This is a genomic window from Streptomyces sp. NBC_01267, assembly GCF_036241575.1.
Classification (GTDB): Bacteria; Actinomycetota; Actinomycetes; order Streptomycetales; family Streptomycetaceae; genus Streptomyces.
The window spans coordinates 2,461,826-2,487,136 of sequence record NZ_CP108455.1; the positions used below are offsets into that span (position 1 = coordinate 2,461,826).

Annotated in this window: 18 protein-coding genes; 8 read left to right on the forward strand and 10 right to left on the reverse strand. The window is 71.2% G+C overall.

Features of this window, described 5'->3' with window-relative positions:
- Positions 1–7 precede the first annotated feature (7 nt).
- On the reverse strand, positions 8–817 hold the full coding sequence (locus tag OG709_RS11300) for an Fpg/Nei family DNA glycosylase (protein ID WP_250298442.1): 810 nt from the start codon (positions 815–817) through the stop codon (positions 8–10).
- Positions 818–823: 6 nt separating this feature from the next.
- Positions 824–1,315 carry a ribose-5-phosphate isomerase gene (locus OG709_RS11305; protein WP_250298443.1) on the reverse strand — a complete coding sequence of 164 codons (492 nt, stop codon included), beginning with the start codon at positions 1,313–1,315 and terminating at the stop codon, positions 824–826.
- 87 nt (positions 1,316–1,402) lie between these two features.
- Here OG709_RS11305 and OG709_RS11310 point away from each other — a divergent pair, with 87 nt between their 5' ends.
- The gene (locus tag OG709_RS11310; protein WP_250298444.1) at positions 1,403–2,833 is read left to right on the forward strand and encodes an amino acid permease; all 1,431 of its coding nucleotides are present in this window, start codon (positions 1,403–1,405) and stop codon (positions 2,831–2,833) included.
- Positions 2,834–2,917: 84 nt separating this feature from the next.
- Here OG709_RS11310 and OG709_RS11315 read toward each other — a convergent pair whose 3' ends face one another.
- Complete coding sequence (locus OG709_RS11315; protein ID WP_329165876.1) at positions 2,918–3,502, reverse strand: biotin transporter BioY; 585 nt, start codon at positions 3,500–3,502, stop codon at positions 2,918–2,920.
- Between the two features lie 260 nt (positions 3,503–3,762).
- Between OG709_RS11315 and OG709_RS11320 the strand changes: the two genes are divergently transcribed.
- Complete coding sequence (locus tag OG709_RS11320; protein ID WP_329165877.1) at positions 3,763–5,127, forward strand: amino acid permease; 1,365 nt, start codon at positions 3,763–3,765, stop codon at positions 5,125–5,127.
- Positions 5,128–5,269: 142 nt separating this feature from the next.
- Positions 5,270–5,911, forward strand: a complete 642-nt coding sequence (locus tag OG709_RS11325) for a superoxide dismutase (RefSeq protein WP_329165879.1) — start codon at positions 5,270–5,272, stop codon at positions 5,909–5,911.
- 141 nt (positions 5,912–6,052) lie between these two features.
- On the opposite strand, the gene OG709_RS11330 is transcribed toward OG709_RS11325, so the two are convergent.
- The gene (locus tag OG709_RS11330; RefSeq protein WP_326694896.1) at positions 6,053–6,691 is read right to left on the reverse strand and encodes a mycothiol-dependent nitroreductase Rv2466c family protein; all 639 of its coding nucleotides are present in this window, start codon (positions 6,689–6,691) and stop codon (positions 6,053–6,055) included.
- A gap of 128 nt (positions 6,692–6,819) precedes the next feature.
- On the opposite strand from OG709_RS11330, the gene pepN (OG709_RS11335) reads away from it, so the two are divergent.
- Together pepN (OG709_RS11335) and OG709_RS11340 are read left to right on the forward strand one after the other, a co-directional pair.
- A complete protein-coding gene (gene pepN, locus OG709_RS11335; protein WP_329165883.1) occupies positions 6,820–9,408 on the forward strand; it encodes an aminopeptidase N in 2,589 nt (862 codons plus the stop codon).
- Between the two features lie 160 nt (positions 9,409–9,568).
- Complete coding sequence (locus OG709_RS11340; RefSeq protein ID WP_329165885.1) at positions 9,569–10,666, forward strand: hypothetical protein; 1,098 nt, start codon at positions 9,569–9,571, stop codon at positions 10,664–10,666.
- A gap of 71 nt (positions 10,667–10,737) precedes the next feature.
- Here the strand turns inward: OG709_RS11340 and OG709_RS11345 are convergent, their stop codons facing one another.
- The gene (locus tag OG709_RS11345; protein WP_329165887.1) at positions 10,738–12,483 is read right to left on the reverse strand and encodes a TIGR03767 family metallophosphoesterase; all 1,746 of its coding nucleotides are present in this window, start codon (positions 12,481–12,483) and stop codon (positions 10,738–10,740) included.
- Between the two features lie 158 nt (positions 12,484–12,641).
- Positions 12,642–13,100 (reverse strand): NUDIX hydrolase, encoded by a 459-nt coding sequence (locus tag OG709_RS11350; protein ID WP_326694895.1) that lies wholly within the window; start codon positions 13,098–13,100, stop codon positions 12,642–12,644.
- 194 nt (positions 13,101–13,294) lie between these two features.
- Here OG709_RS11350 and OG709_RS11355 point away from each other — a divergent pair, with 194 nt between their 5' ends.
- The 3 genes from OG709_RS11355 (at position 13,295) to pepN (OG709_RS11365) (ending at position 20,682) form a co-directional block, all read left to right on the forward strand.
- Positions 13,295–16,624: a S8 family serine peptidase gene (locus OG709_RS11355; protein ID WP_250298452.1), complete on the forward strand. Its 3,330-nt coding sequence runs from the start codon at positions 13,295–13,297 to the stop codon at positions 16,622–16,624.
- A gap of 282 nt (positions 16,625–16,906) precedes the next feature.
- On the forward strand, positions 16,907–17,935 hold the full coding sequence (locus tag OG709_RS11360) for an aspartate-semialdehyde dehydrogenase (RefSeq protein ID WP_250298550.1): 1,029 nt from the start codon (positions 16,907–16,909) through the stop codon (positions 17,933–17,935).
- A gap of 170 nt (positions 17,936–18,105) precedes the next feature.
- Complete coding sequence (gene pepN / locus OG709_RS11365) at positions 18,106–20,682, forward strand: aminopeptidase N (protein ID WP_329165890.1); 2,577 nt, start codon at positions 18,106–18,108, stop codon at positions 20,680–20,682.
- Positions 20,683–20,814: 132 nt separating this feature from the next.
- Here pepN (OG709_RS11365) and alc read toward each other — a convergent pair whose 3' ends face one another.
- The 4 genes from alc to malQ all read right to left on the reverse strand — a co-directional run bounded on the left by alc (position 20,815) and on the right by malQ (position 25,307).
- Complete coding sequence (gene alc, locus OG709_RS11370; protein ID WP_250298454.1) at positions 20,815–21,933, reverse strand: allantoicase; 1,119 nt, start codon at positions 21,931–21,933, stop codon at positions 20,815–20,817.
- 59 nt (positions 21,934–21,992) lie between these two features.
- A complete protein-coding gene (locus OG709_RS11375) occupies positions 21,993–22,913 on the reverse strand; it encodes a LysR family transcriptional regulator (RefSeq protein WP_250298455.1) in 921 nt (306 codons plus the stop codon).
- Positions 22,914–23,010: 97 nt separating this feature from the next.
- Entirely contained in the window at positions 23,011–23,241 is a 231-nt protein-coding gene (locus OG709_RS11380; RefSeq protein ID WP_250298456.1) for a hypothetical protein, read from the reverse strand.
- On the reverse strand, positions 23,205–25,307 hold the full coding sequence (malQ, locus tag OG709_RS11385) for a 4-alpha-glucanotransferase (RefSeq protein WP_329165896.1): 2,103 nt from the start codon (positions 25,305–25,307) through the stop codon (positions 23,205–23,207). Before malQ ends, OG709_RS11380 begins: the two co-directional genes overlap by 37 nt.
- Positions 25,308–25,311: the final 4 nt, after the last annotated feature.

A 25,311-nucleotide genomic window follows, 5' to 3' on the forward strand; every position in this document is an offset into this window, starting at 1 on the left:
GGCCCGGCTACCGCTGCTGGCAGTCCGGGCACCAGAAGAGGTTGCGGGCGGCGAGCGGGGCGGTGCGGATCTCGGTGCCGCACCGGTGGCAGGGCAGGCCGGCCCGGCGGTAGACGTACACCTCGCCGCCGTGGTCGTCGACCCGCGGCGCGCGGCCCATCTCCTCGGGGGTGTGCTCGGGGCGCACGGTGTCGATGCGGTTGTTCCGTACGCCCTCGCGCATCAGGGCGACGAGGTCGGCCCAGACCGCGTCCCATTCGGCGCGGGTCAGGTCCTTGCCCGCCCGGTACGGGTCGATGCCGTGCCGGAAGAGGACCTCGGCGCGGTAGACGTTGCCGACGCCCGCGATCACCTTCTGGTCCATGAGCAGGGCGGCCACGCTCGTACGGGAGCGGGAGATCCGGGGCCAGGCCTGGTCGGCGGAGTCCTCGGGGCGGAGCGGGTCGGGGCCCAGGCGGTCGTGAATCGCCTGCTTCTCGCCGTCGGTGATCAGGGCGCAGGTGGCCGGGCCGCGCAGGTCCGCGTACGCGTCGTCGTTGACGAGGCGGAGGCGGACCGTTTCGGTGGGCGGCGGCGCCGGGGTGTCGCCGAACCGCAGCTTGCCGATCAGGCCCAGGTGGATATGGATCCAGCCGCTCGCGCCGAAGCCAAGGAACAGGTGCTTGCCGTGTGCCTCGGTGGCCTCCATGACCCGCCCGTCGACGAGCGCCGCGCTGCCGGAGAACTTCCCCTGCGGGCTGGACGCACGCACAGGCCGGCCGCCGAACCTCTCGGAGTGGTCGGCGGCCAGTCGGTGGATCGTGTGGCCCTCGGGCACGGAGGGTCAGTCCTGCGGCTTCGGGTGGTGGGCCGGAACGGGCGGGAGTTCGCCGGTCGCCTCGTACGCGGTGAGCATGTCGATGCGGCGCTGGTGGCGCTCCTCGCCGGAGTACGGGGTGTTGAGGAAGATCTCGATGAACTTCACCGCCTCCTCCTGCGTGTGCATCCGGCCGCCGACGGAGATCACGTTGGCGTCGTTGTGCTCACGGCCGAGCGCGGCGGTCTGCTCGCTCCAGGCCAGCACCGCCCGTACGCCCTTGACCTTGTTGGCCGCGATCTGCTCCCCGTTGCCGGAGCCGCCGATCACGATGCCGAGGCTGTCGGGGTCCGCGGCCGTCTGCTCGGCGGCCCGGAGGCAGAACGGGGGGTAGTCGTCCACGGCGTCGTAGATGTGGGGACCGCAGTCCACGGCCTCATGGCCTTGGGCGGTGAGCCACTCGACGAGGTGGTTCTTGAGTTCGTAACCGGCATGATCGGAACCGAGGTGCACGCGCATGCATCGAGTGTGGCACGTGGGGTAGGTGGGACGCCTGGTCGGGGCACGTATCGCGTGACCCGTTCGCGACAATTAAGGACAGAGAGCATGAGTGCTGCACCTCCTTCGCGGGTCGCTGAGAGATCGCCCGACGGCGGCTCCCCGGACGGACTCCAGGCCGGCCTGAAGAACCGCCATCTCTCGATGATCGCCATCGGCGGCGTGATCGGTGCGGGGCTCTTCGTCGGTTCGGGGGCCGGGATCAATGCCGCGGGCCCCGGCATTCTGCTCTCGTACGCGCTGACCGGGCTGCTCGTCGTCCTGGTGATGCGGATGCTGGGCGAGATGGCCGCGGCGGATCCGGTCTCCGGGTCGTTCTCCACGTACGCGGACCGGGCGCTCGGCCGGTGGGCGGGGTTCACCATCGGCTGGCTCTACTGGTTCTTCTGGGCGGTGGTCCTCGCGGTCGAGGCGACAGCCGCCGCGACCATCCTGACCGGGTGGGTCCCCGCGATACCTCAGTGGGCGTGGGCGCTCCTGGTGATGCTGGTGCTGACCGGCACCAACCTGGTCTCGGTCGGGTCCTTCGGTGAATTCGAATTCTGGTTCGCCGGGATCAAGGTCGTCTCGATCATTGCCTTCATCGTGATCGGCCTGCTCGCCGTCTTCGGTCTGCCGCCGGGCGGTGACGCGGTCGGGATGAGCAATCTGACCGGGCACGGCGGATTCCTGCCGAACGGGCCCGGCGCGATCCTCTCCGGGATGCTGCTGGTCGTCTTCTCCTTCATGGGCTCGGAGATCGTGACCCTGGCCGCCGCCGAGTCGCCCAACCCGGTGCAGGCCGTCCGCAAGGCGGTCAACAGCGTGATCTGGCGGATCGCGCTCTTCTACATCGGCTCGATCTTCGTCATCGTCACGCTGCTGCCGTGGGACTCCAAGGCCGTCTCGACCAGCCCGTACGTCGCGGTGCTCGACTCGCTGGACATCCCCGGGGCGGGCACGATCATGGACGTCGTGGTGCTGACCGCGGTGCTCTCCTGCCTCAACTCCGGTCTGTACACGGCCTCCCGGATGGCCTTCTCGCTGGGCCAGCGCGGTGACGCGCCGAAGGCGTTCGCCTCGGTCAACAAGGGCCGGGTGCCCGCCGTGGCCATCTGGGCGTCCGTCGCGTTCGGCTTCGTCGCGGTGTTCTTCAACTACATCGCCAAGGCCACCGTCTTCCAGTTCCTGCTGAACTCCTCGGGCGCGGTGGCCCTCTTCGTGTGGCTGGTCATCTGCTTCTCGCAGTTGAAAATGCGCCGCAGGATCGAGCGGGAGAGCCCGGAGCTGCTGACCGTACGGATGTGGCTGTACCCGTATCTGACCTGGGCGACGATCGGCCTGATCCTGTTCGTGGTCGGCTACATGCTGTACGACACCGAGGGGCGCAAGCAGATGCTGCTCTCGGTGCTGGTCGGCGCGCTGGTCATGGTGGTCGCGCTGGTGCGGGACCGGCGGCGGAAGACCGAGGCGCCGAGCGCGGCGGACGTCAGCCCCTGAGTCCGGCCGCCCGGCGCACACGGGAAGGGCCCGCATCCGGTGGATCACCGGATGCGGGCCCTTCCCCGTACCTACGGAGGCGGTTCAGCCGCGGCGGCCCGCGAGCTTCCAGGCGCTCGGCAGCGCGCCCATCGCGAGGGCCGCCTTCAGCGCGTCACCGATGAGGAACGGGACCAGCCCGGCGGCGACGGCCGCGGAGGCCGACAGGCCGGTGGTCAGCGCCAGGTAGGGGACGCCGACCGCGTAGATGATCGCCGAGCCGAGCACCATGGTGCCCGCGGTGCGCAGGACGGACCGGTCGCCGCCGCGGCGGGCCAGCGCGCCGACCACGGACGAGGCGAGCAGCATGCCCAGGACGTATCCGAACGAGGCACCGCCGGGGCCCGAGGTGCCGTTCGCGAACCACGGCATTCCGGCCATGCCCACCAGGGCGTACAGCGCGAGGGAGAGGAAACCGCGGCGCGCGCCGAGCGAGGCGCCCACGAGCAGCGCGGCGAAGGTCTGGCCGGTGACCGGGACCGGGGAGCCGGGGATCGGCACGGCGATCTGCGCGGCGATACCGGTGAGCGCGGCGCCGCCGAGCACGAGCGCGATGTCGCGGGTACGGGTGGCCGGAAGCAGATCGGCGAGGACCGCTCCGGGGCGGGTGGTGACGGCAGCAGTACTCATCGGGACTCCGCGGGTGAGGGCAGGTGGGGACAGGGTGACGTTAGCCCAGGGGCCTTCGGCCGATCACCATCAGCGGCCGACAAAGCGGAGGTTGAGGGTTTGGTGGGTTTCATACAAGGAGGGCGCTTCAACCGCCTTGCCGCGTGATGCTTGTCACTGGAGGCCCACCAGGAGAGTCCTCCGTTGCGCATCGGGCAGCCGGATGGGGAGACTGTTGGGTCCCACCAAATCGTCCAGAGCATCGCGAGCGTTGAACCCCCATGTCTGACCCCCTCCCCGCGGAACCCCTCTCCCCCGGGCTGAAGCAGCGCCACCTGACCATGCTGGGCCTGGGCGGGGTGATCGGCGCCGGGCTCTTCGTGGGTTCCGGCGCCGGGATCGCGGTCGCGGGCCCCGGCATCGTCCTCTCCTATCTGATCGCGGGCGTCCTGGCGTTGCTGGTGATGCGGATGCTCGGCGAGATGTCGTCCGCGCTGCCCGCGTCCGGATCGTTCTCGGTGCACGCGGAACGGGCGCTGGGCCGCTGGGCCGGATTCACCACGGGGTGGCTGTACTGGTTCCTGCTGGTGGTCGTCCTCGCGGTGGAGGCCACGGCGGCGGCGCAGATCGCCAACGGCTGGGTGCCCGGGGTGCCGCAGTGGGCCTGGGTGCTGGTCTTCATGGTGGTCTTCACCGTCGCCAACCTCGCGGCGGTACGGAACTTCGGCGAGTTCGAGTTCTGGTTCGCGGCACTGAAGGTCGGCGCGATCGTGCTCTTCCTCGCGCTCGGGCTGCTGGCGATCTTCGGTGTGCTCCCGGACACCGACCCGGTAGGGCTCACCCGGCTGACCGGGCAGGGCGGCTTCCTCCCCAACGGCTGGCACGGCGTCGTCTCCGGTGTGCTGACCGTCGTCTTCGCGTTCGGCGGTCTGGAGGTCGTGACGATCGCGGCGGCCGAGACCTCCGACCCGGCGCGCGCGGTCGGACGTGCGGTGCGCAGTGCGGTGTTCCGGATCCTCTTCTTCTACGTCGGGTCGATGCTGGTCATCGTGACGGTGCTGCCCTGGACCGCGCAGCAGGCGGGGCTCTCGCCGTACGTCACCGTGCTCGACTCGATCGGCGTGCCGTCGGCGGGAACCCTGATGAACATCGTGGTGTTCGTGGCGCTGCTGTCCGCGCTCAACGCCAATCTGTACGGCTCGTCCCGGATGATCTTCTCGTTGGCCGAACGGGGCGAGGCGCCGCGCGGGCTGCTCAAGGTCAGCGGCGGGGTGCCGCGCCGGGCGGTGCTCGCCTCGGTCGCCTTCGGGTTCGTGTCGGTCCTGCTCAATCTGGAGTGGCCCGACTCGGTCTTCCTCTACATGCTCAACGCGGTCGGTGCGGTGCTGCTGTTCGTCTGGGCGCTGATCGCGGCGTCACAGCTGCGGCTGCGCCGCACGATCGAGCGGGAGACCCCGGAGCTGCTGCAGCTGCGGATGTGGGGGTTCCCCTGGCTGACCCGGGCCACGCTGGGGGTTCTCGGGCTCGTGTTCGTCCTGATGCTGTTCGACGACACGGCCCGCCCGCAGCTGTTGTGGTCGCTGGGTGCGACGGCGGTGGTGCTGGCGGTCGCGGGCGTACGGGAGTTGAGGGCGCGGCACGGGTAGCCGTCCGGGACGACCGGGACGACCGAAGGGGGCATGTCGACGACATGCCCCCTTCGGCATGCCCGCCCGGACTTCCGACACTCCTGCTGCTAGCCTGCACTTGCATAGAGGTTGCAATAAGCAGTCGGAGGGCTTGGACGGCATGGCCATGTACACACTTCCTGAACTTCCGTACGACTACGCGGCGCTCGAACCGGTCATCAACCCGCAGATCATCGAGTTGCACCACGACAAGCACCACGCGGCGTACGTGAAGGGCGCGAACGACACCCTCGACCAGCTCGCCGAAGCGCGGGACAAGGATCAGTGGGGAGCGGTGAACGGGCTGGAGAAGAACCTCGCGTTCCATCTCTCCGGGCACATCCTGCACTCGATCTACTGGCACAACATGACCGGCGACGGTGGCGGCGAGCCCCTCGCGGCGGACGGGGTCGGTGACCTCGCCGACGCGATCACCGAGTCCTTCAGTTCCTTCGCCAAGTTCAAGGCCCAGCTCACCAAGGCGGCGGCGACCACTCAGGGGTCGGGCTGGGGCGTGCTCGCCTACGAGCCGCTCAGCGGCCGCCTCGTCGTCGAGCAGGTCTACGACCACCAGGGCAATGTCGGCCAGGGCTCGGTGCCGGTCCTGGTCTTCGACGCCTGGGAGCACGCCTTCTATCTCCAGTACAAGAACCAGAAGGTGGACTTCATCGAGGCGATGTGGAAGGTCGTCAACTGGCAGGACGTGGCGAAGCGTTACGCCGCGGCCAAGGCCCGGGGCGACGTGCTGCTGCTGGCGCCGTGACGCCGTAGCCACCACGGAGATACGTCCTGCTCGTGATCGTCTTCTCACCTTCACCCGCAGGCGGTAACAACGGCAGGCCCCCGCGAGGACGTGACTCGCGGGGGCCCGCTGTTCGCGTGAGGGGTGCGGCGCGGAACCGGGTCAGTCGAAGACCGGGCCCTGGGTGCGGGTCCGCTTGATCTCGTAGAAGCCGGGGATCGAGGCGACCATCAGCGTGCCGTCCCAGAGCTTGGCCGCCTCCTCGCCCTTGGGCGCCGGGGTGACGACCGGTCCGAAGAAGGCGATCTGCTCGCCGTCGGCGCCGGGGACCGCGATGACCGGGGTGCCGACGTCCTGGCCGACCTTGTCGATGCCCTCCTTGTGGGAGGCGCGCAGCTCGGCCTCGTAGGCGAACGGGCTCTGGTCGGCGTAGTCGAGCAGGTCCGCGGGCAGCCCCACCTCGGCCAGTGCCTCCGCGATGGCCTCGCGGGTCGGCCCCTGGCCCTCGTTGTGGAAGCGGGTGCCGAGCGCGGTGTAGAGCTTGCCGACCACCTCGTCACCGTGCAGCTGCTGAGCGGCGATCACCACACGCACCGGGGCCCAGGCCTTGACGGCGAGCAGTTCGCGGTATTCGTCCGGCAGGTCGTCGAGCCGGTCCTCGTTGAGGACCGCGAGACTCATCACGTGCCAGCGGACCTCGATGTCCCGGAGCTTCTCGACCTCGAGGACCCAGCGGGAGGTCATCCATGCCCAGGGGCACAGCGGATCGAACCAGAAGTCGACGGGGGTCTTCTCGGACATGTCTCTCCTCGAAAGGCGCGGATCTCTGGTCCCGGAACGTCCCGAGTCGCGCGGCCATTCCCGGATGCCACCGCCGAGCGCCCCGTGGGAGGATTCGAATCACGGAACGTATACACGAAGGAGTGCCCGTGCCCGGTGAGAACCTGTCCCGCGACGAAGCCCGCCAGCGGGCCGAACTGATCTCCGTCGACGGGTACGCGGTCGCCCTCGACCTGCGCTCGGCGATCGGGGACAGCCCGGACGGCGAGCCCCGTACGTTCCGCTCGGTGACCACGATCCGGTTCCGGTCCTCGCAGGTCGGCGCGGACACGTTCGCCGATCTGATCGCACCGTCGGTGACCGCGGTGACGCTGAACGGGAAGCCGCTGGACCCGGCCGTCGTCTTCGACGGGGTCCGGATCGCGCTGGACGGGCTCGCCGCGGAGAACGTGCTGGTCGTCGACGCGCAGTGTGCGTACAGCCGGACCGGCGAGGGCATGCACCGCTTCGTCGACCCGGAGGACGGCGAGGTCTATCTGTACACGCAGTACGAGCCCGCCGACGCCCGCCGGGTCTTCGCCAACTTCGAACAGCCGGACCTGAAGGCGCCCTACGAGTTCGAGGTGTCCGCGCCCGAGGGCTGGACGGTGTGGAGCAACGGGGCCGGCGAGCTCACCGACGGGGTGTGGAGCTTCGCGCAGACCCAGCCGATCTCGACGTACATCACCGCGGTCGTCGCCGGCCCGTACCACTACGTCACGGACACCTACCGCCGGACCTTCGCGGACGGCACCGAGCTGGAGATCCCGCTCGGCGCCATGTGCCGCAAGGGCCTGGCCAGGCACTTCGACGCCGACGACATCTTCCTGATCACCAAGCAGGGGCTCGACTTCTTCCACGACCACTTCGACTACCCGTACCCCTTCGGGAAGTACGACCAGGCCTTCGTCCCCGAGTACAACCTCGGCGCGATGGAGAACCCGGGTCTGGTGACCTTCCGTGAGGAGTACATCTTCCGCGGCAAGGTGACCCGCGCTGCGTACGAGGGCCGGGCCAACGTCATCCTGCACGAGATGGCACACATGTGGTTCGGCGACCTGGTCACCATGGCCTGGTGGGACGACCTGTGGCTGAAGGAGTCCTTCGCCGACTTCATGGGCGCGTTCTCGATGGTGAACGCCACCCGGTTCACCGACGGCTGGATCACCTTCGCCAACAACCGCAAGTCGTGGGCGTACCGCGCCGACCAGCTGCCCTCCACCCACCCGATCACGGCCGACATCCGTGACCTGGAGGACGCCAAGCTCAACTTCGACGGGATCACCTACGCCAAGGGCGCCTCGGTGCTCAAGCAGCTGGTCGCCCATGTCGGGCAGGGCGCCTTCCTGGAGGGTGCCCGCCGGTACTTCAAGCGGAACGCGTACGGGAACACCCGGCTCGGCGACCTGCTGTCCGTGCTGGAGGAGACCAGCGGCCGGGACATGGCGTCCTGGTCGCGGTCCTGGCTCCAGACGGCCGGGGTCAACTCCCTGACGCCCGCGGTGACGTACGACGCGGGTGACCGCATCACGGAGCTGGCCGTCGTCCAGGACGCGGCCGAGTCGCACCCCGAACTGCGCCCGCACCGGGTCGCGGTGGGCCTGTACCGGCTCGACGGCGGCGAGCTGGTGCGCTACGCCCGCGCCGAGGCCGACGTCGACGGTCCGCGCACGGTCGTGACCGAGCTGACCGGCGCGGAGCGGCCCGATCTGGTGCTGGTCAACGACGACGACCTCACGTACTGCAAGATCCGGTTCGACGAGGGGTCGCTGGACACGCTCCGCGTCCACCTCGGTGACATCACCGACCCGCTCGCCCGCGCCCTCTGCTGGTCGGCGCTGTGGAACCTGACCCGCGACGCGCTGATGCCGGCCCGGGACTTCATCGGTCTGGTGCTGCGTTTCGCGGGGCGCGAGACGGACATCGGGGTCCTGCAGATGCTGCACTCCTGGACGCAGAGCGCGCTGCAGAACTACGTGGCGCCCGAGTGGCGTGCGCAGGGCGGGCCGCTGCTCGCCGAGGGCGCGCTGCGGGAGCTGCGGCTGGCCGAGCCGGGCAGCCAGCACCAGCTGGCCTGGGCGCGGTTCTTCGCGGCCGTGGCGGCCACGGACTCCGACTTCCAGCTGCTCCAGGGTCTGCTCGACGGCACGGCGAGGGTCGACGGACTCGACGTCGACCAGGAGCTGCGCTGGGAACTCCTGGCGCCGCTCGCCTCGCACGGCATCGCCGACGAGCGGGTCGTCGCGGCGGAACTGGCCCGCGACGACACGGCGTCCGGCAAGCGGCACGAGGTGCGCGCGCTGGCCTCGCGTCCCTCCGCGGAGGTGAAGGCGGCGGCCTGGGCGGCGCTCGTCGAGTCCGACACGCTGTCCAACGCGCTGGTCGAGGCGACGATTTCGGGGTTCCGGCAGGCCTCGCAGCGTGAACTGATCGCGCCGTACGCGTCGAAGTACTTCGAGGCGATCGAACGTGTGTGGGCGACGCGTTCGATCCAGATCGGGATGCTGGTGGTCAGGGGCCTCTTCCCGGCGCTGCGGGACGACCCGTCGACGCTGGACGCGACGGACGCCTGGCTGGACGGGCACCGGGACGCGGCGCCCGCGCTGCGGCGCCTGGTGCTGGAGGCGCGGGACGACCTGGCGCGTTCGCTGCGCGGCCAGGCGTGCGACGCGGCATCGGCTGCGGTTCCGACTGTCTGAAGAACTGCCGTCTGCTCCATCCGTGAGCCGTCGCCTGGACCATTCGGGCGACGGCTCGCTCGGCACTCGAACGCCCGTACTTTAGGCCGGTGTTGTCCGGTTTTGCCGACGATTGTGTAACAGCGGTTGAGGGCGGGGGGAACGCGGGAATCCCCGGATCATGACTCACCATTCCCCTCTCTGCGGAGAGACGACGCCGCCGCTCTCCCCCGCCTCCCTCGGTCACCTCTCCGGCGTTCGCCGCCGGGTGCTCTCGATGGCGCAGCTGCGCGACCACGGGGTGAGCCCGGCCCGTACGAGTGCGCAGTGCCGGCCCGGAGGCCCCTGGCAGCAGTTGCTGCCCGGGGTCTTCGTGCTGCACCCGGGGCCCCCGACGAGTGAGGAGCGGCTGCACGCGGCGCTGCTGTACGCCGGACGGCCGCCCGTGGAGCGGGCCGGGAAGATCCCCTGCCAGCCGCGCAAGGACACGGCGCAGGACGGTTCGGCGGACCGGTCCGAGTACGGCAGCACCATGGTCACCGGCCTCGCGGCGCTCGCCCTGTACCGGTTCTCGGCCGCTCCCGCGCTCATCGCCGTCGACCCGATCGACGTGCTGGTGCCCCGCACCCGCAGGCTGCGCTCGACGGGCTGCGCCCGCATCGTCCGCGCGCAGGCGCTGCCCGTGGCGCAGCAGATCGAGGGCGTGCCGGTGGCCCCGGTGGAGCGGGCGCTGGCCGACGCGGTCGCCGTGCTCGCGGACCCGGAAGTGGTGCGCGCGCTGCTGACCGAGGCGGTACGCGGCGGGCACTGCGAACCTGCGGTCGTGGTCGGCGAGTTGATCCGGGCCCGGCTGCTCGCCCGGCCTCAGGTGGCGCAGGCGGTGGACATGCTGCTGGCGGAGGGGCGGGCGATCGCCGAGGGCCGACTGTACGCGATGGTGCGCCACCACGGGCTGCCCGACCCGCTGTGGAACGTGGAGCTGCGGCTGCCCGGCGGGCCGAGGCTCGGCGGGGTGGATGTGTACTGGCCGGAGGAGGCGGTGGCGCTGGAACTGGACACCCGGCCGCCGGGCGGCGAGCCGCAGAGCGAGGAGGAGGTGCTGCGGTCCGCGTACGCCCGTAAGCGGGAGCATCTGGAGCGGCTGGGCATCACCGTCGTGCACCTCACGCCGAAGAAGCTGCGGGAGGCGCCCGCGCAGCAGGCCACGGTGGTGCGTACCGCGCTGATGGCCGCGGCGGACCGGGCGCCCGCGGCGTATGTGACGGTACTGCCGCGCTGAGCCGGTCCGTCCGGCCGGTCCGCCGGGCCGGTCCGTCGGGCCGGTCCGCGGGGGCGCGTCGGCGGGGGCGGTCAGCGCTTCTTCAGGACCAGTTCGGTGTTGCGGTCGCCCGCGCCGCCCGAGAGGTCCGTGCGGGCGCCCGGCGCGTTGGACGACAGTTCGCGGTAGAGCGCGGCCAGCCCGGTCTGCGAGAGATCGGTGAAGTCGGTGCGGTGCGGCGCCGCGGACTCGACGAGGGTGGTGAAGAGGGAGAGCGTGCCGTCCTTGTTGTCCACCAGCTCGAAGACCCGGGCGAGCTGGGGGAAGTCGATGTGCGACGCGGTGGTGATCTCCCAGAAGGAGCCGTGCGGCTGGATCTTGTTGCGGTGGCTGTGGCCGTTGATCCAGGCGAGCGCGTTGCGGTGGCGCTTCAGCAGCGCCACGACCTCCTCGCCGGAGTGGTGGCCGTCGCCGGGGTGGGCGGGGTCGGGGTGGGTGTTGGTGATGGTCCAGCTGTTGTGGTGGCTGAAGACGATGACGTGGTCGTCGGCGTGGTCCTTCAGCGTCCGCTCCAGCCAGCGCAGTTGGGTGGTGCCCAGGGTGCCGGTGAAGTGGCCGCCGCGCCCGGTGGTGTCCAGGCTGACGCCCAGGACGCCGTCGGCGATGCGGAACGTGTAGTAGAGGGTGCCGCTGTCGAGGTCGGCCCGCGTGTAGCCGTGCCCCACCGGGCCCGCCCCCGCGTGCGCCGGGTCGAGGTGCGCGGTCAGGTACTCGCGCGGTGTGAAGGGAGCGCGGGTCTCGTCCGGGGTGACGGGGCGCAGGTTCTTGGCGTGGCGGCGCATCAGGGCGGCGAAGTGGCTGCCGTCGTAGTCGCCGTTCCTCTGGTCGGCCGCGAGCTGCGCCCGCGCCTCCGCCTGCGGGATCTCGTACAGCTTCCGCCCGCCGACCGCGAAGTCGGCGAGGAAGCGGCCACGGGGTGCCATGGAGCCGCTGGTGAGCGAGTCGTGGTTGCCGACGGTCGAGTACCAGGGCATGCGCAGGCCGGGGCTGTTGACGGACCGGACGGCCGCCGCGAGGAAGCCCTCGATGTGCGGGAAGCCGCGCTGCTTGTCCATGTCGCGCAGCGCGGCGTCCGGGTGCCAGAACTGCCGGAGGCCCGAGGCCTGTACGCCTTCGTAGCGGTGCGGGTCGCCGGTGTCGGGGGTGATGCGCCCGCCGCTCATCACATTGAGGAACCAGTCGAGTTCGGCCCGCGAGTTGTTGTCCGTGTTGTCCCCGGTGGTCATCACGAAGGCCAGCGGCTCGCCGGTGGCGGGGCCGCCGCGCAGGGCGTTGACGCGTTCGATCAGAGAGACCGCGCCGGGCACGGTGAGGGCTTCCTGGGGGCGCCAGGCGGCGGGGTCGGCGGGGCGCAGGAACTCGCCGCGTACCGGGTGCTGGACGTCGGTGAGATGCAGATCGGTCAGCTGCACGAAGGCGCTGAGTACGGTACGCCGGGTGGCGCGGCCCGCCCGGGGAGCGGCGAGCTGCGGGCGTACGACGCGGGCCCAGCCGGGGCCGTCTCCCAGCCGCCGGTAACCGCTGCCCGGGTGGCCGGTGCGGGGCGTCGCCGCGGTGAGCAGGGTGGTGCCGGCCCCCGAGGGCGCGGCCGGGGCGGGGGCCCGGCGGGCGGCGGCGGGTACGGCGGGCGCCGGCGCCTCGGCCGGAGCGGGGGCGGCCGAGGCGCCGCTGCCGGTGCCCAGGGCCGCGGCGGCACCGGCCGAGACGCCGACCGCTCCGGTGGCGACGAGGAAGGTACGGCGGTCGAGTGCGGCGGCTGCGGAGCGTATGCGTGACATGGCGCGGTCTCCCCGGGTGCGAACGCATCGGACGGCGGGGCTGGATTCCCCGCTCCTCCTTGATGGTTGGCACCGGGCGTGACCTGCGCGTGAACGAGGCCGCAACAGGCAGCGCCCATCACCGCACAGGGATCACTCACGGCCGCGCGGTCCTGTCCTCACCCCGCGGTGCGGCCGATCCGTCCGACCGGCGGCTGCTCGCGCCACAACGCCAGCCCCACGTCGACCAGTTCGACCCGGTCCAGGTCGTCGATCGCGTCCAGCGGGTGCCAGGCGGCGAGATCCGTGGAGCCGTCGGTCTCGGGCCGCAGCTCGCCGCCGGTGATCCGGCCCTCGTAGACGATGCGCAGCCCGTGGAAGTCCGCGAAGGTGCCGAGTCTGCGCGGGTAGTGCCGGGTGATCGAGTCGATGCCGAGGAGCCGGACCGGCTCGCAGGCGTAGCCGGTCTCCTCGTCGACCTCGCGGACGACCGTGTCGAGGGGGTCCTCGGCGTGGTCCATACCGCCGCCGGGCAGCGTCCAGTGCTTCTCGCCGTCCCGTGCCACCCAGCGGGCCAGCAGGATCTGTTCGTCGCGCACGCAGACGGCGTAGGCCGCCACCCTCAGCTCCTTGTTCATTCCGTGAGGTTAGACCGGCCGGTGAACAGGGGGTGATCTTGCCAGGTTTCGCCACCGTATGTCCGCAGTGGCGTATGGCGGAAGTCCGCCAAGCGGCGATCACGCCACGGTCAACTCTCCCCAAGAAGCTGTCACTTAGGTAAAGCTCCGGTCATCATGTTCCGAATAACGGACCATTTCTTCCACAAATAGGGATGCAGATGACCCTCGAATTCCCCGGCTCCATAACCCGGGCAAGACGCACGGCCCGTGTCGCCGCTGCTGCGGGCGTGGTGCTCGCCCTGGCCGCCTCAGCCGCCGGGCCCGCGTTCGCCGCAGGTCAGGACGGTCCCGCACCGTCCCCCGTGAAGTCCGTCAAGTCCGCAGGGGCCACTTCCGGCAAGCTCGGCGCGGCCGACGCGCAACTGCTCGGCCAGGCCGAGGCGGAGGGCACCAAGTCCGTCACGGTGATGGTCGCCACCGCGCCGGGAGCCACCGCGCAGGTGCGCAAGCAGTTCGACGGCGTCCCCGGCGCGGTCGTCGGCAGGACCGACGACAAGCTGGGCTACGTACGGGCGACACTGCCCACCCCCCGGGCGGGCTCCGCCATCAAGGCGGCCGAGAAGCTCTCCTCCGTCCACGGGATCGACCTCAAGCAGGAGATCCAGCTGGACGACCCGACACCGGCCGGGGACACCGCGAAGGGCGCCAAGTCCAAGGCGACGACCGGGACCTACGCGGCGCCGGGCAGGAACACGCCCGCCAGGAACCCGTACAACCCGTCCTTCGAGACGGGCGCGGTGGACTTCGTGAAGCAGCACCCGAAGTCCGACGGCCGCGGCGTGACCATCGGCATCCTCGACTCGGGCGTCGACCTGGGCCACCCGGCCCTGCAGAAGACCAGCACCGGCGAGCGCAAGGTCGTCGACTGGGTGACGTCCACCGACCCGGTGGGTGACGGCGACGGCACCTGGCTGCGGATGAACAGCCCGGTGAAGGGTTCGGTCTTCACCGCGGAGGGCCGCACCTGGAAGGCCCCGGCCGGTTCGTACCAGTTCAAGCTCTTCGCCGAGAAGGTCACCGTCGGCGGTGACGAGGCGGGCGACCTGAACCGGGACGGCGACACCACCGACACCTGGGGCGTGCTGTACGACCCGGTGGCCGGGACCGTGCGCGTGGACCTGAACGACAACGGCGACTTCACCGACGACGTCGCGATGAAGCCGTACAAGGACACGTTCCAGGTCGGCTACTTCGGCAAGGACGACCCGGCGACGCAGGTAGCCGAGCGCGTCCCGTTCGTCGTCGAGATCCGCAAGAACGTCGTCCACGACGCGGCCGGGGACACCTCCGACTACGTCAACATCGGCGTCATCCAGTCCGAGCACGGCACCCACGTCGCGGGCATCACCGCGGCCAACGGCCTGTTCGGCGGGAAGATGAACGGTGCCGCGCCCGGCGCGAAGATCGTCTCCTCGCGCGCCTGCACCTGGAGCGGCGGCTGCACCAACGTCGCGCTCACCGAGGGCATGATGGACCTCGTCGTCAACCGCGGCGTGGACATCGTGAACATGTCGATCGGCGGTCTGCCCGCGCTCAACGACGGCAGCAGCGCCCGCGACGAGCTGTACAAGCGCCTCATCGACACCTACGGCGTCCAGCTGGTCATCTCGGCGGGCAACGAGGGGCCCGGCCTCAACACCATCGGTGACCCGGGCCTGGCCGACCACGTGATCTCCGTCGGCGCGACCATCTCCAAGGAGACCTGGGCCGCGAACTACGGGTCCGGCGTGACGAAGAAGAACGACATGATGCCGTTCTCCTCGCGCGGCCCGCGGGAGGACGGCGGCTTCACACCGACGCTCTCCGCGCCCGGCGCCGCCATCAACTCCACCCAGACCTGGCTGCCCGGCTCCCCGGTGAAGGAGGCGGGCTACGCACTGCCCGCCGGTTACTCGATGCTCCAGGGCACCTCGATGGCCTCCCCGCAGGCCACCGGCGCGAGCGCGCTGCTGCTGTCGGCGGCGAAGCAGAAGCACATCGAGCTGCCCCCGGCCGATCTGCGGACCGCGCTGACCAGCACCGCCACCCACATCAAGGGCGTCCCGGCGCACGCCGAGGGTGCGGGCCTGATCAACATCGTCGGCGCCTGGGACCAGATCACGAAGGGCGCGAAGGGCCACCGGGCCGCCGCGCACGAGTACACCGTCAAGGCGCCGGTCGACACCGCGCTCAGCTACGCGCTGAAGACGCCCGGCTTCGGCACCGGCATCTACGACCGTGAGGGCGGGCTGAAGGCCGGGCAGACGAAGACGTACCCGGTCACCGTCGTCCGGACCACCGGGCCGGACAAGGCCGTCACGCACAAGGTCTCGCTCAAGAACAACGACGGCACCTTCAAGCTGACCGGCTCAGGCCAGGTGGCCCTGCCGCTGGGGAAGCCGGTGACCGTCAAGGTCCAGGCGAAGCCCGCGTCGGCCGGGGTGCACAGCGCCATCCTGCAGCTCGACGACAAGAACACCCTGGGCGTGGACCAGCAGATCCTGGCGACCGTGATCGTCGCCAAGCCGCTGGCGAAGCCCTCGTACACCTTCACGGCCTCCGGCTCGGTGCAGCGCAACAGCACCACGTCGTACTTCGTGACGGTGCCGGAGGGCGCGAAGGCCCTCGAGGTCGGCATGGGCGCCCTGCGCTCGGGCAGCCAGACCCGGTTCATCTCGATCCACCCCTACGGTGTGGCCGTCGACGACACCGGGACGCCCAGCTGCTACCCGAACTACGACAACCCGGCGAACACCTGCCGTCCGGACCTGCGCTCGTACGCGGACCCGGCGCCGGGCGTCTGGGAGATCGAGGTCGAGGCCCGTCGTACCTCGCCCTACCTCGACAATCCGTACAAGCTGGACGTGGCGCTGCTCGGTGCCGCCTTCGACCCGGCCGTCCAGACCCTCCCCGAGGTGAAGGTCGGCACCCCGGCCCCGGTCGAGTGGAAGGTCGGCAACGGCTTCGCCGCCATCGACGGCACGCTGAAGGGCGGCCCGCTGGGGTCGTCGAAGAGCGACACCCCGACGATCGAGCAGGGCGCGACCCGCACCACCACGGTCACCATCGGTGCGGGCGTCGACCGTCTCGACGTGGCCATCGGCCACACCTCGGACACCGGCGCGGACCTGGACCTCTACGTCTACAAGGGCGCCACGCAGGTCGGCTCGTCCGCGACCGGCGGCTCCGAGGAGTCGGTCAGCCTGCTGAAGCCGGCCGCCGGTACGTACACCATCGAGGTGGACGCGTACGCGGTGCCCGCCGGGTCCACGTCGTACGACTACCGCGATGTGTACTTCGCGCCGTCGCTCGGCACGGTCGAGGTCGACGAGACCAAGGCCGTGAAGCTGCCCGCCGGGGCCTCGACCGGGGTCGGCGCCCGGATCATCGCCGCGGGCGCGGCTCCCGAGGGGCGCGAGTTCTTCGGCCAGGTGCAGTTGCTGAACGCCCGCGGCACGGTCGCGGGGACCGGCAGCGTCCAGATCGCGAAGGTCACACCGTAAGCGCGTGCACTGACGTGTGAGCGGGAGGGGAGCGGGGCAGGCGCCGTAGATCCGGTGCCTGCCCCGTTTCCGTGCCGGTCCGTGCCGGTCCGGGCCGGTCCGCGCCGTTCCGGGCCGGTCCGCGCCGTTCCGGGCCGGCCCGCGCCGGCCGTACTGGTCCGTACCGTCCGTTCCCCGGACAATGGATTGGACAAGGTGCAGTCGGTCATACGCATCATGGGGCGGCCACCCATGGCCGAAAGTGACGCGCAGCAGGTGCGCGGCGAGTACGGAGGAGTCACCGTGAGGGTCGGAATCGTCGGAGCCACCGGTCAGGTCGGCACAGTCATGCGGAAGATCCTCGCCGAGCGGAACTTCCCGGTCACCGAGCTGCGGCTGTTCGCCTCCGCGCGCTCCGCGGGCACCACGCTCGCCTGGCAGAGCAAGGGCATCACCGTCGAGGACGCGTCGACGGCCGACTACTCGGGCCTGGACATCGTGCTCTTCTCCGCCGGTGGCGCCACCTCGAAGGTGCTCGCCGAGAAGGTCGCCGCCCAGGGCGCCGTCGTGATCGACAACTCGTCCGCCTGGCGCCTCGACCCGGAAGTGCCGCTGGTGGTCTCCGAGGTCAACCCGCACGCGATCGCGCACCGCCCCAAGGGCATCATCGCCAACCCGAACTGCACGACCATGGCCGCCATGCCCGTGCTGCGCCCGCTGCACACCGAGGCCGGTCTCGAAGCGCTGGTCGTCGCCACCTACCAGGCCGTCTCCGGCTCGGGTCTGTCCGGTGTCGCCGAACTGCACGGCCAGGCGTCCAAGGTGATCACCGACGCGGACCGGCTGACCCACGACGGCGGCGCGGTGGACTTCCCCGAACCCGCCGTCTACAAGCGCCCGATCGCCTTCAACGTGCTGCCGCTGGCCGGCGGGATCGTCGACGACGGTTCCTTCGAGACGGACGAGGAGCAGAAGCTCCGCAACGAGTCCCGCAAGATCCTGGAGATCCCGGAGCTGAAGGTCTCCGGCACCTGCGTCCGGGTCCCGGTCTTCTCCGGACACTCCCTCCAGATCAACGCCCGCTTCGCGCGCCCGCTGTCGGTGGAGCGGGCCTACGAGCTGCTGGCGGAGGCGCCGGGCGTGGAGGTCTCCGAGATCCCCACCCCGCTCCAGGCGGCCGGTTCCGACCCCGCGTACGTGGGCCGGATCCGCCGGGACGAGACCGTGGAGAACGGCCTCGCCCTCTTCGTCTCCAACGACAACCTCCGCAAGGGCGCGGCGCTGAACGCCGTCCAGATCGCGGAGCTGGTGGCCGCGGAACTCCAGGGCTGAGCCCCACCTGAGTCCCGCCGCCGCACAGGCCCAGGTGCCGCCGCAGTGCCGTGTCCCGCTCGGGCAGGCGCTGCGGCGGCACCGTGCTGAGGGAAGGTCCCCACCGGCCGCGGCTCCCCGCGTGGAAGGATGACGGGAAACGTTCCATACCGAGGCCGAGGAGATCCCAGGTGCCTGGCACGAATCTGACCCGCGAAGAGGCGCAGGAGCGGGCGCGCCTGCTCACCGTGGACGCGTACACGATCGACCTCGATCTGAGCGGGGCGCAGGAGGGTGGCACCTACCGGTCCGCGACCACCGTGCGCTTCGAGTCCGCCGAGGCCGGGGCCGCCACCTTCATCGACCTGGTCGCGCCCGCGGTGCACGAAGTGGTACTGAACGGCGAGGCGCTGGACGCCTCCGCGGTCTTCCAGGACTCGCGGATCGCGCTGTCCGGGCTGCTCGCCGGGGAGAACGAGCTGCGGGTCGTCGCCGACTGCGCGTACACCAACACCGGTGAGGGGCTGCACCGCTTCGTCGACCCGGTCGACGACCAGGCGTACCTCTACACGCAGTTCGAGGTCCCGGACGCGCGGCGGGTCTTCGCCAGCTTCGAGCAGCCCGACCTGAAGGCGACCTTCCAGTTCACCGTGAAGGCCCCGCAGGGCTGGACCGTGATCTCCAACTCGCCGACGCCGGAACCCGAGGACCACGTCTGGCGGTTCGAGCCGACGCCGCGCATCTCGACGTACATCACCGCGCTGATCGTCGGTCCGTACCACTCGGTGCACAGCAGCTACGAGAAGGACGGGAAGTCCGTCCCCCTCGGCATCTACTGCCGCCCCTCGCTGGCCGAGTTCCTGGACTCCGACGCGATCTTCGACGTCACGCGGCAGGGCTTCGACTGGTTCCAGGAGAAGTTCGACTACGACTACCCGTTCGCCAAGTACGACCAGCTCTTCGTGCCGGAGTTCAACGCCGGGGCCATGGAGAACGCGGGCGCGGTGACCATCCGCGACCAGTACGTGTTCCGTTCCAAGGTCACCGACGCGGCCTACGAGACGCGCGCCGAGACGATCCTGCACGAGCTCGCGCACATGTGGTTCGGCGACCTCGTCACCATGGAGTGGTGGAACGACCTGTGGCTGAACGAGTCGTTCGCCACGTACACCTCGATCGCCTGCCTGGCGTACGCGCCGGGTTCGAAGTGGCCGCAGTCGTGGACGACGTTCGCCAACTCGATGAAGACCTGGGCCTACCGCCAGGACCAGCTGCCCTCCACGCACCCGATCATGGCCGACATCACCGACCTGGACGACGTCCTGGTCAACTTCGACGGCATCACGTACGCCAAGGGCGCCTCGGTGCTCAAGCAGCTCGTCGCCTACGTCGGGATGGACGCGTTCTTCCAGGGCGTGCAGGCGTACTTCAAGCAGCATGCCTTCGGCAACACCCGGCTCTCCGACCTGCTGGGCGCACTGGAGAAGACCTCCGGGCGTGACCTGAAGGCCTGGTCGAAGGCGTGGCTGGAGACCGCGGGGATCAACATCCTGCGCCCGGAGATCGAGGTCGACGGCGCCGGTCATGTCACCTCGTTCGCCGTGCGGCAGGAGGCGCCCGCGCTGCCCGCCGGCGCCAAGGGCGAGCCGACGCTGCGCCCGCACCGCATCGCGATCGGCTGCTACGACCTGGACGGGAGCGGCAAGCTCGTCCGTACGAACCGCATCGAGCTGGACGTGGACGGCGAGCGCACCGAGGTGCCGTTCCCGCCGAACACGCCGCGCCCCGCGGTGATCCTGCTCAACGACGACGACCTGTCGTACGCCAAGGTGCGCCTGGACGAGGAGTCGCTGCGGGTCGTCACCGCGCACCTCGGGGACTTCACCGAGTCGCTGCCGCGCGCGCTGTCCTGGGCCTCCGCCTGGGACATGACCCGCGACGGCGAGCTCGCCACCCGTGACTACCTGGCGCTCGTCCTCTCCGGCATCTCCAAGGAGACGGACATCGGCGTCGTCCAGTCGCTGCACCGTCAGGTGAAGATGGCGCTGGACCTGTACGCGGACCCGGCCGGGCGCGAGGCGGGGCTGACCCGGTGGACCGACGCGACGCTGGCGCACCTGCGGTCCTCCGACGCGGGCAGCGACCACCAGCTGGCGTGGGCGCGTGCCTTCGCCGATACGGCGCGTACGCCGCTCCAGCTCGATCTGCTGGTCGGGCTGCTCGAAGGCACCGAGTCGGTCGAGGGGCTGGCCGTCGACACCGAGCTGCGCTGGGCGTTCGTCCACCGGCTGGCCGCTGTCGGGCGGTTCGACGAGGAGGAGATCGCCGGCGAGCTGGTGCGTGACCGGACCTCGGCGGGTGAGCGGCACGCGGCGAGCGCCCGTGCCGCGCGTCCGACGGAGGCCGCGAAGGCGGAGGCCTGGGCCTCCGTCGTCGAGTCGGACCAGCTGCCCAACGCCGTGCAGGAAGCGGTCATCGGGGGCTTCGTGCAGACCGACCAGCGCGAGCTGCTCGCCCCGTACACGGAGAAGTACTTCTCGGCGGTCAAGAAGGTCTGGGACTCCCGCAGCCACGAGATGGCCCAGCAGGTCGCGGTGGGTCTCTACCCGTCGCTCCAGGTGTCGCAGGAGACGCTGGACGCCACCGACACGTGGCTGGCCTCGGCCGAACCGAGCGCCGCGCTGCGGCGGTTGATCTCCGAGTCGCGGTCCGGCGTGGAGCGGGCGCTCCGGGCGCAGGCCGCCGACGCGGGTGCGGCGACGGCGTAACGACGCCGGGGCGGGTGCGGAACGGTTCCCCCGGGACCGTTCCGCACCCGCCCCTGTCCGTCCTGTTCAGCTGTCCTGAAGCTGTCCTGGTCAGCTGTCCTGGTCAGCTGTCCTGGTCAGCAGCAGTGCAGCTCAGTAGCGGCTGCGCAGCTCCGCGATACCCGCCGCGGTGAACGTCCCGTGCAGCCGCATCCTCGCCACACCGCCGTCCGGGAAGGCGTCCAGGCGTACGTGCGTGACGACCGCCTCGGTGTCCAGCGGGAAGCGGTGCGAGGTGTCGGGCTGGAGCCGGGTGCGCGGCAGGATCTCGAACCACTCGCCCGTCTCGCCGTCGCGCCCGCTGAGCGCGATCCAGCCCGCCGCGTTGCCCTTCAGATAGGCCGTGTCGATCTCGACGGCGCGCACGGCGCCCTGGGCGGCCAGCCGGAACCGCACCCAGTCGTTGGTGTGGCGGACCCGGCGGCGGCGGTTCTCCCAGCCGTCGTCCATCTTGCGGGAGGTGCCGGGCAGGATGATCTGGGTCGGCGAGGAGTAGAAGCGGTCCGACGCGTCCTCGTAGGTACCGCCGTTGAGCACCGAGATCAGGTCGACGGTGGAGAGCAGCTCCAGCCACGCCGGGTCGGGGACGACCTCGCCGTGCACCCGGAGCCGGGCGACACCGCCGTCGGGGTGCTGGCAGAGCCGGACGTGGGTCCAGCGGCGGTCGTCGGTGATCTCGAAGCCGTTGGCGGCGTGGCCGCGTACGGGGGTCTCCGGGACGATCTCCTCCCACTTCACGTCGTCGGCGAGCAGTTCCTCCGGGCTCGGGGAGCCCTCGACGGCCGCGGCCTGGACCGAGACGCGCTGCGGGTAGTTGCCGCGGAAGTGGGCGGTGTCGACGATGATCCCGCGGATGACGCCGGGGGCGCCGAGCCGTACCAGCGCCCAGTCGTGCTCCCCGGGCGCGGGGAACGGGGCCTCGGCGGTGCCACGCCGGCGGCGGGTCTCCCAGCCGTCCATGATCTTGCCCTTGTGGCCGAAGCGCTCGGGGTCGAAGACGGCGCGCTCGCGGACGAGCAGGTTCTCGCGCTCGGCGAAGAACTCGTCGTTGGCGGCGACGACACCCGCACCGAGGCGGCGGTCCGCCAGGTCCACGAGTTCGGTGAAGGGGAAGTCCCCGACCCGGTAGTCGGCGTACGGGTCGCCGCCGCCGTACGGGGCGGCGTCGTTCGCGTGCGGGTCCTGGGCGTTCGCTGCGTCGGTGGAAGTCATGAGTCGACTGTCACCCCTGCACACCGATCGCGTCCATCGAAAGTTTCCGCAGGATTCTTTCAGGAATTCTGAACGTTCCTACGAACGGCCGCCACCTCGCGCAGCGCGTCGAGCACCCGGCCCACCGCGGCGCCCTCCTCGGCCCCGCGCCGGACCGCCGCGATCACATGGCGCTGCGGCTGGTCGGCGCTCAGCACCCGGGTGACCACCCCCGTACGGCGCTCCGCCGCGGCCATCCTCGGCACCAGCGCGACCCCCATGCCCGCTTCCACCATGGCCAGGATCGCCGTCCAGCCCGCGGCGCTGTGGGCCTGTTCGGGAACGAACCCGGCGGCCTCGCAGGCAGCCGTGGTGATCTCCGACCAGGGACCGCTGCCCCCGAAGATCCATGGCTCACCGGAGAGATCCGCCAGCCGCAGCCCCTCGGCGGCGGCGAGCGGGTGGCCGGCGGGCAGCGCGACATCGAGCGGATCCGCCAGCAGCGGTATCCGGGTGAAGCGCGGGTCCCGGGCCGTCGGGGCGTGCGCGGCCAGCGAGAGGGCCAGATCGACCTCACCGCCCGACAGCAGGGTGTACGCCTCGGCCGCCTCCGCCTCCCGTACCCGGACGTCCAGCTCCGGGCTGCTGAGCCGCAGCGCGGCGACGGCGGGCACGACCAGGGCGGGGACCGCCGTGGAGAAGGCGCCCACCCGGACCTCGCCCGCCTCGCCCTGGAGGTATCCGGCCAGCTCCGCGTCCGCGCGCTCCAGCTGGGCGAAGACCGCCTCGGCGTGCCGGAGGACGAGCTGGGCCGCGTCGGTCAGCCTGACCCGCCTGCCGTGTGCCACGAGCAGCGGTACGCCGAGCTGCCTGGCCAGGTTGGAGAGCTGCTGGGAGACGGCCGACGGGGTCATCCGGAGCGCCTCGGCCGTGGCGGTCACGGTCCCGCGCTCGTTCAGGGTGCGGAGGATCTGCAGCTTCCTGATGTCCCACTCGGTCATGCCCGCAACCTACCCGCACCGCTCGCGGGGGCCCCGGACACAGAGATGCTGCGGAGTCGCCCCGGGCGGCTCCGCAGCATCAGTGACGTGCGAGGTGTCAGGCCTTCTTGCGGGACTTGTCGAGCACCATCACCAGTCCGGCGATGATCCCGAACAGAAGGAGCGGCGTGATCACAAAGAGGCCGACCGTGTCGATCACACTGAGGCCGGGACCGGGGTCGTCGCCGTCGTCGCGCGTGAGCGCGAGCGCGGGGGACGACATGAGCAGCATCATCAGCGTCGTACCGGCTGCTACGGCTCCGGCGCGCAGGGCGTTCTTCTTGTCCACGGAGCAAACGTAGCGAACGGCCTTGTGGCCCGCGCGCCCGGGGGTCCCGTACGCGCCGCGAACTCAGCCATCAGGCGGTGCAGCCGGGGGGAGGCCGCCACGTCCTCCAGGGTGACGGGCCGTCCGTGCGCGTCGGCAACCGGCAGGCGCCAGTTGGGGTATTCGTCCCAGGTGCCGGGCAGATTCTGCGGGCGCCGGTCGCCCACCGCGTCCGGCAGCCAGATACCGGTCATCCGGGCCGGGGTGCGCAGCAGGAAGCGGTAGACCGCGCGGACCTCGCCCTCCTCGTCGCCGGAGCCCTCGGGCAGCAGGCCCAGTCGGGAGAGGTATCCGAGCCACTCGGCGGTCTCCGCCTTGTCCTCGGCCTGCTCCTGGCCGAGCGGGTGGGTCAGCAACCCCAGCCGGTGGCGCAGTTCGACGTGCTCGCCGGTCAACCGGGCCGCGGTGGACGGCAGATCGTGGGTGGTGGCCGTGGCCACGCACTCCTCCCGCCATTCCGCCGGGGCCAGCGGGCGCCCCGTACCGCTCCAGTCGCGCTCGAACCAGAGCACGGAGGTGCCCAGCACGCCCCGCCGTGACAGGGCCTCACGCACTCCGGGCTCGACCGTTCCGAGGTCCTCGCCGATCACCACGGCGCCCGCGCGGTGGGCCTCCAGGGCGAGGACGGCGAGCATCGCGTCGGCGTCGTAACGGACATATGTTCCGGTGGTGGGATCGCCGCCCTCCGGTACCCACCAGAGCCGGAAGAGCCCCATCACATGGTCGATGCGCAGGGCGCCCGCGTTGCGCAGGATGCCGCGGAGCAGCCCGCGGAAGGGTGCGTACCCGGACGCGGCCAGGGCGTCGGGGCGCCAGGGTGGCAGGCCCCAGTCCTGCCCCCGGGCGTTGAAGGCGTCCGGCGGGGCGCCGACCGACATGCCGGAGGCGAAGGCGTCCTGCTGCGCCCAGGCATCGGAGCCGCCCGGGTGCACGCCGACGGCCAGGTCGTGGACCAGACCGATGTCCATGCCCGCCTCGTGCGCGGTGTGCTGGGCGGCGGCGAGCTGGGTGTCGGTCAGCCAGGCCAGCCACATGTGGAAGTCGACGCGGTCCTGGAGCGCGGCGCGGGCGCGGGCCGTCTCGCGCGAGCGGGGGTCGCGGAGGCCCGCGGGCCAGGCGTGCCGGTCCGGGCCGTGCGCCTCCGCCAGCGCGCACCAGGTGGCGTGGTCCTCCAGGGGTCTGCCCTGGGCGGCGAGGAAGTCCGCGTACGCGGCGCGGCGGCCGGGTCCGAGCGGCACCCGGGCGATCAGTTCCAGGGCTTCCTTCTTCAGCGCCCACACGGCGTCGCGGTCGATCAGCGCGCCGTTCCGGAGGACCTCGTCCCGCAGGGCGGCGCCCCGCTCCAGGTGGCTGCGGTCCGCCACGTACGCGTACTCGGGGACGGCCTCGATGCGCAGATGGACGGGATCGGGGAAGCGGCGCGACGAGGGCCGGTAGGGCGAGGGGTCGGTGGGCGTGCCGGGCACCGCCGCGTGCAGCGGGTTGACCTGGACGAATCCGGCGCCGTGCACCCGCCCCGACCAGGCCGCGAGCTCGGCCAGGTCGCCGAGGTCACCCATGCCCCAGGAGCGGTCGGACAGCAGGGAGTAGAGCTGCACGAGGAAGCCGTGACGGTGGCCGGGTGGCTGCGGCACCCGCTCGGGCGCGACGACGAGGGTGGCCCGCGCGGTGCGGCCGTCCTCCGCCTCGGCGTGCAACTCATGTACGCCGAGGGGCAGTTCCTGCCATTTGTCGAGCGTGCGGCCCTGCTCGGTCTCGATCCGCAGTGTGCTGCCCGGCGGCAGGTCGCTCACCACGGCGGGCCGCTCCCCGGGCCTGGCCACCACGGTCGGCGGCAGCAGCCGGCTCGCCAGGTCCGCCTCGTGGCGGCCGAGAGCCTCGCCGATCGCCTCCGGCGTCGACGCGTCGACGTCCAGCGCGGCGAGCACCGCGACGACGGTGGTGTCGGAGACCGGGACGGTGACGTCCGCGGAAGGTGAGCAGGAGGTGGCGACTCCGTGCAACGCGGCGAGCCTGGCAAGGCTCATGCGG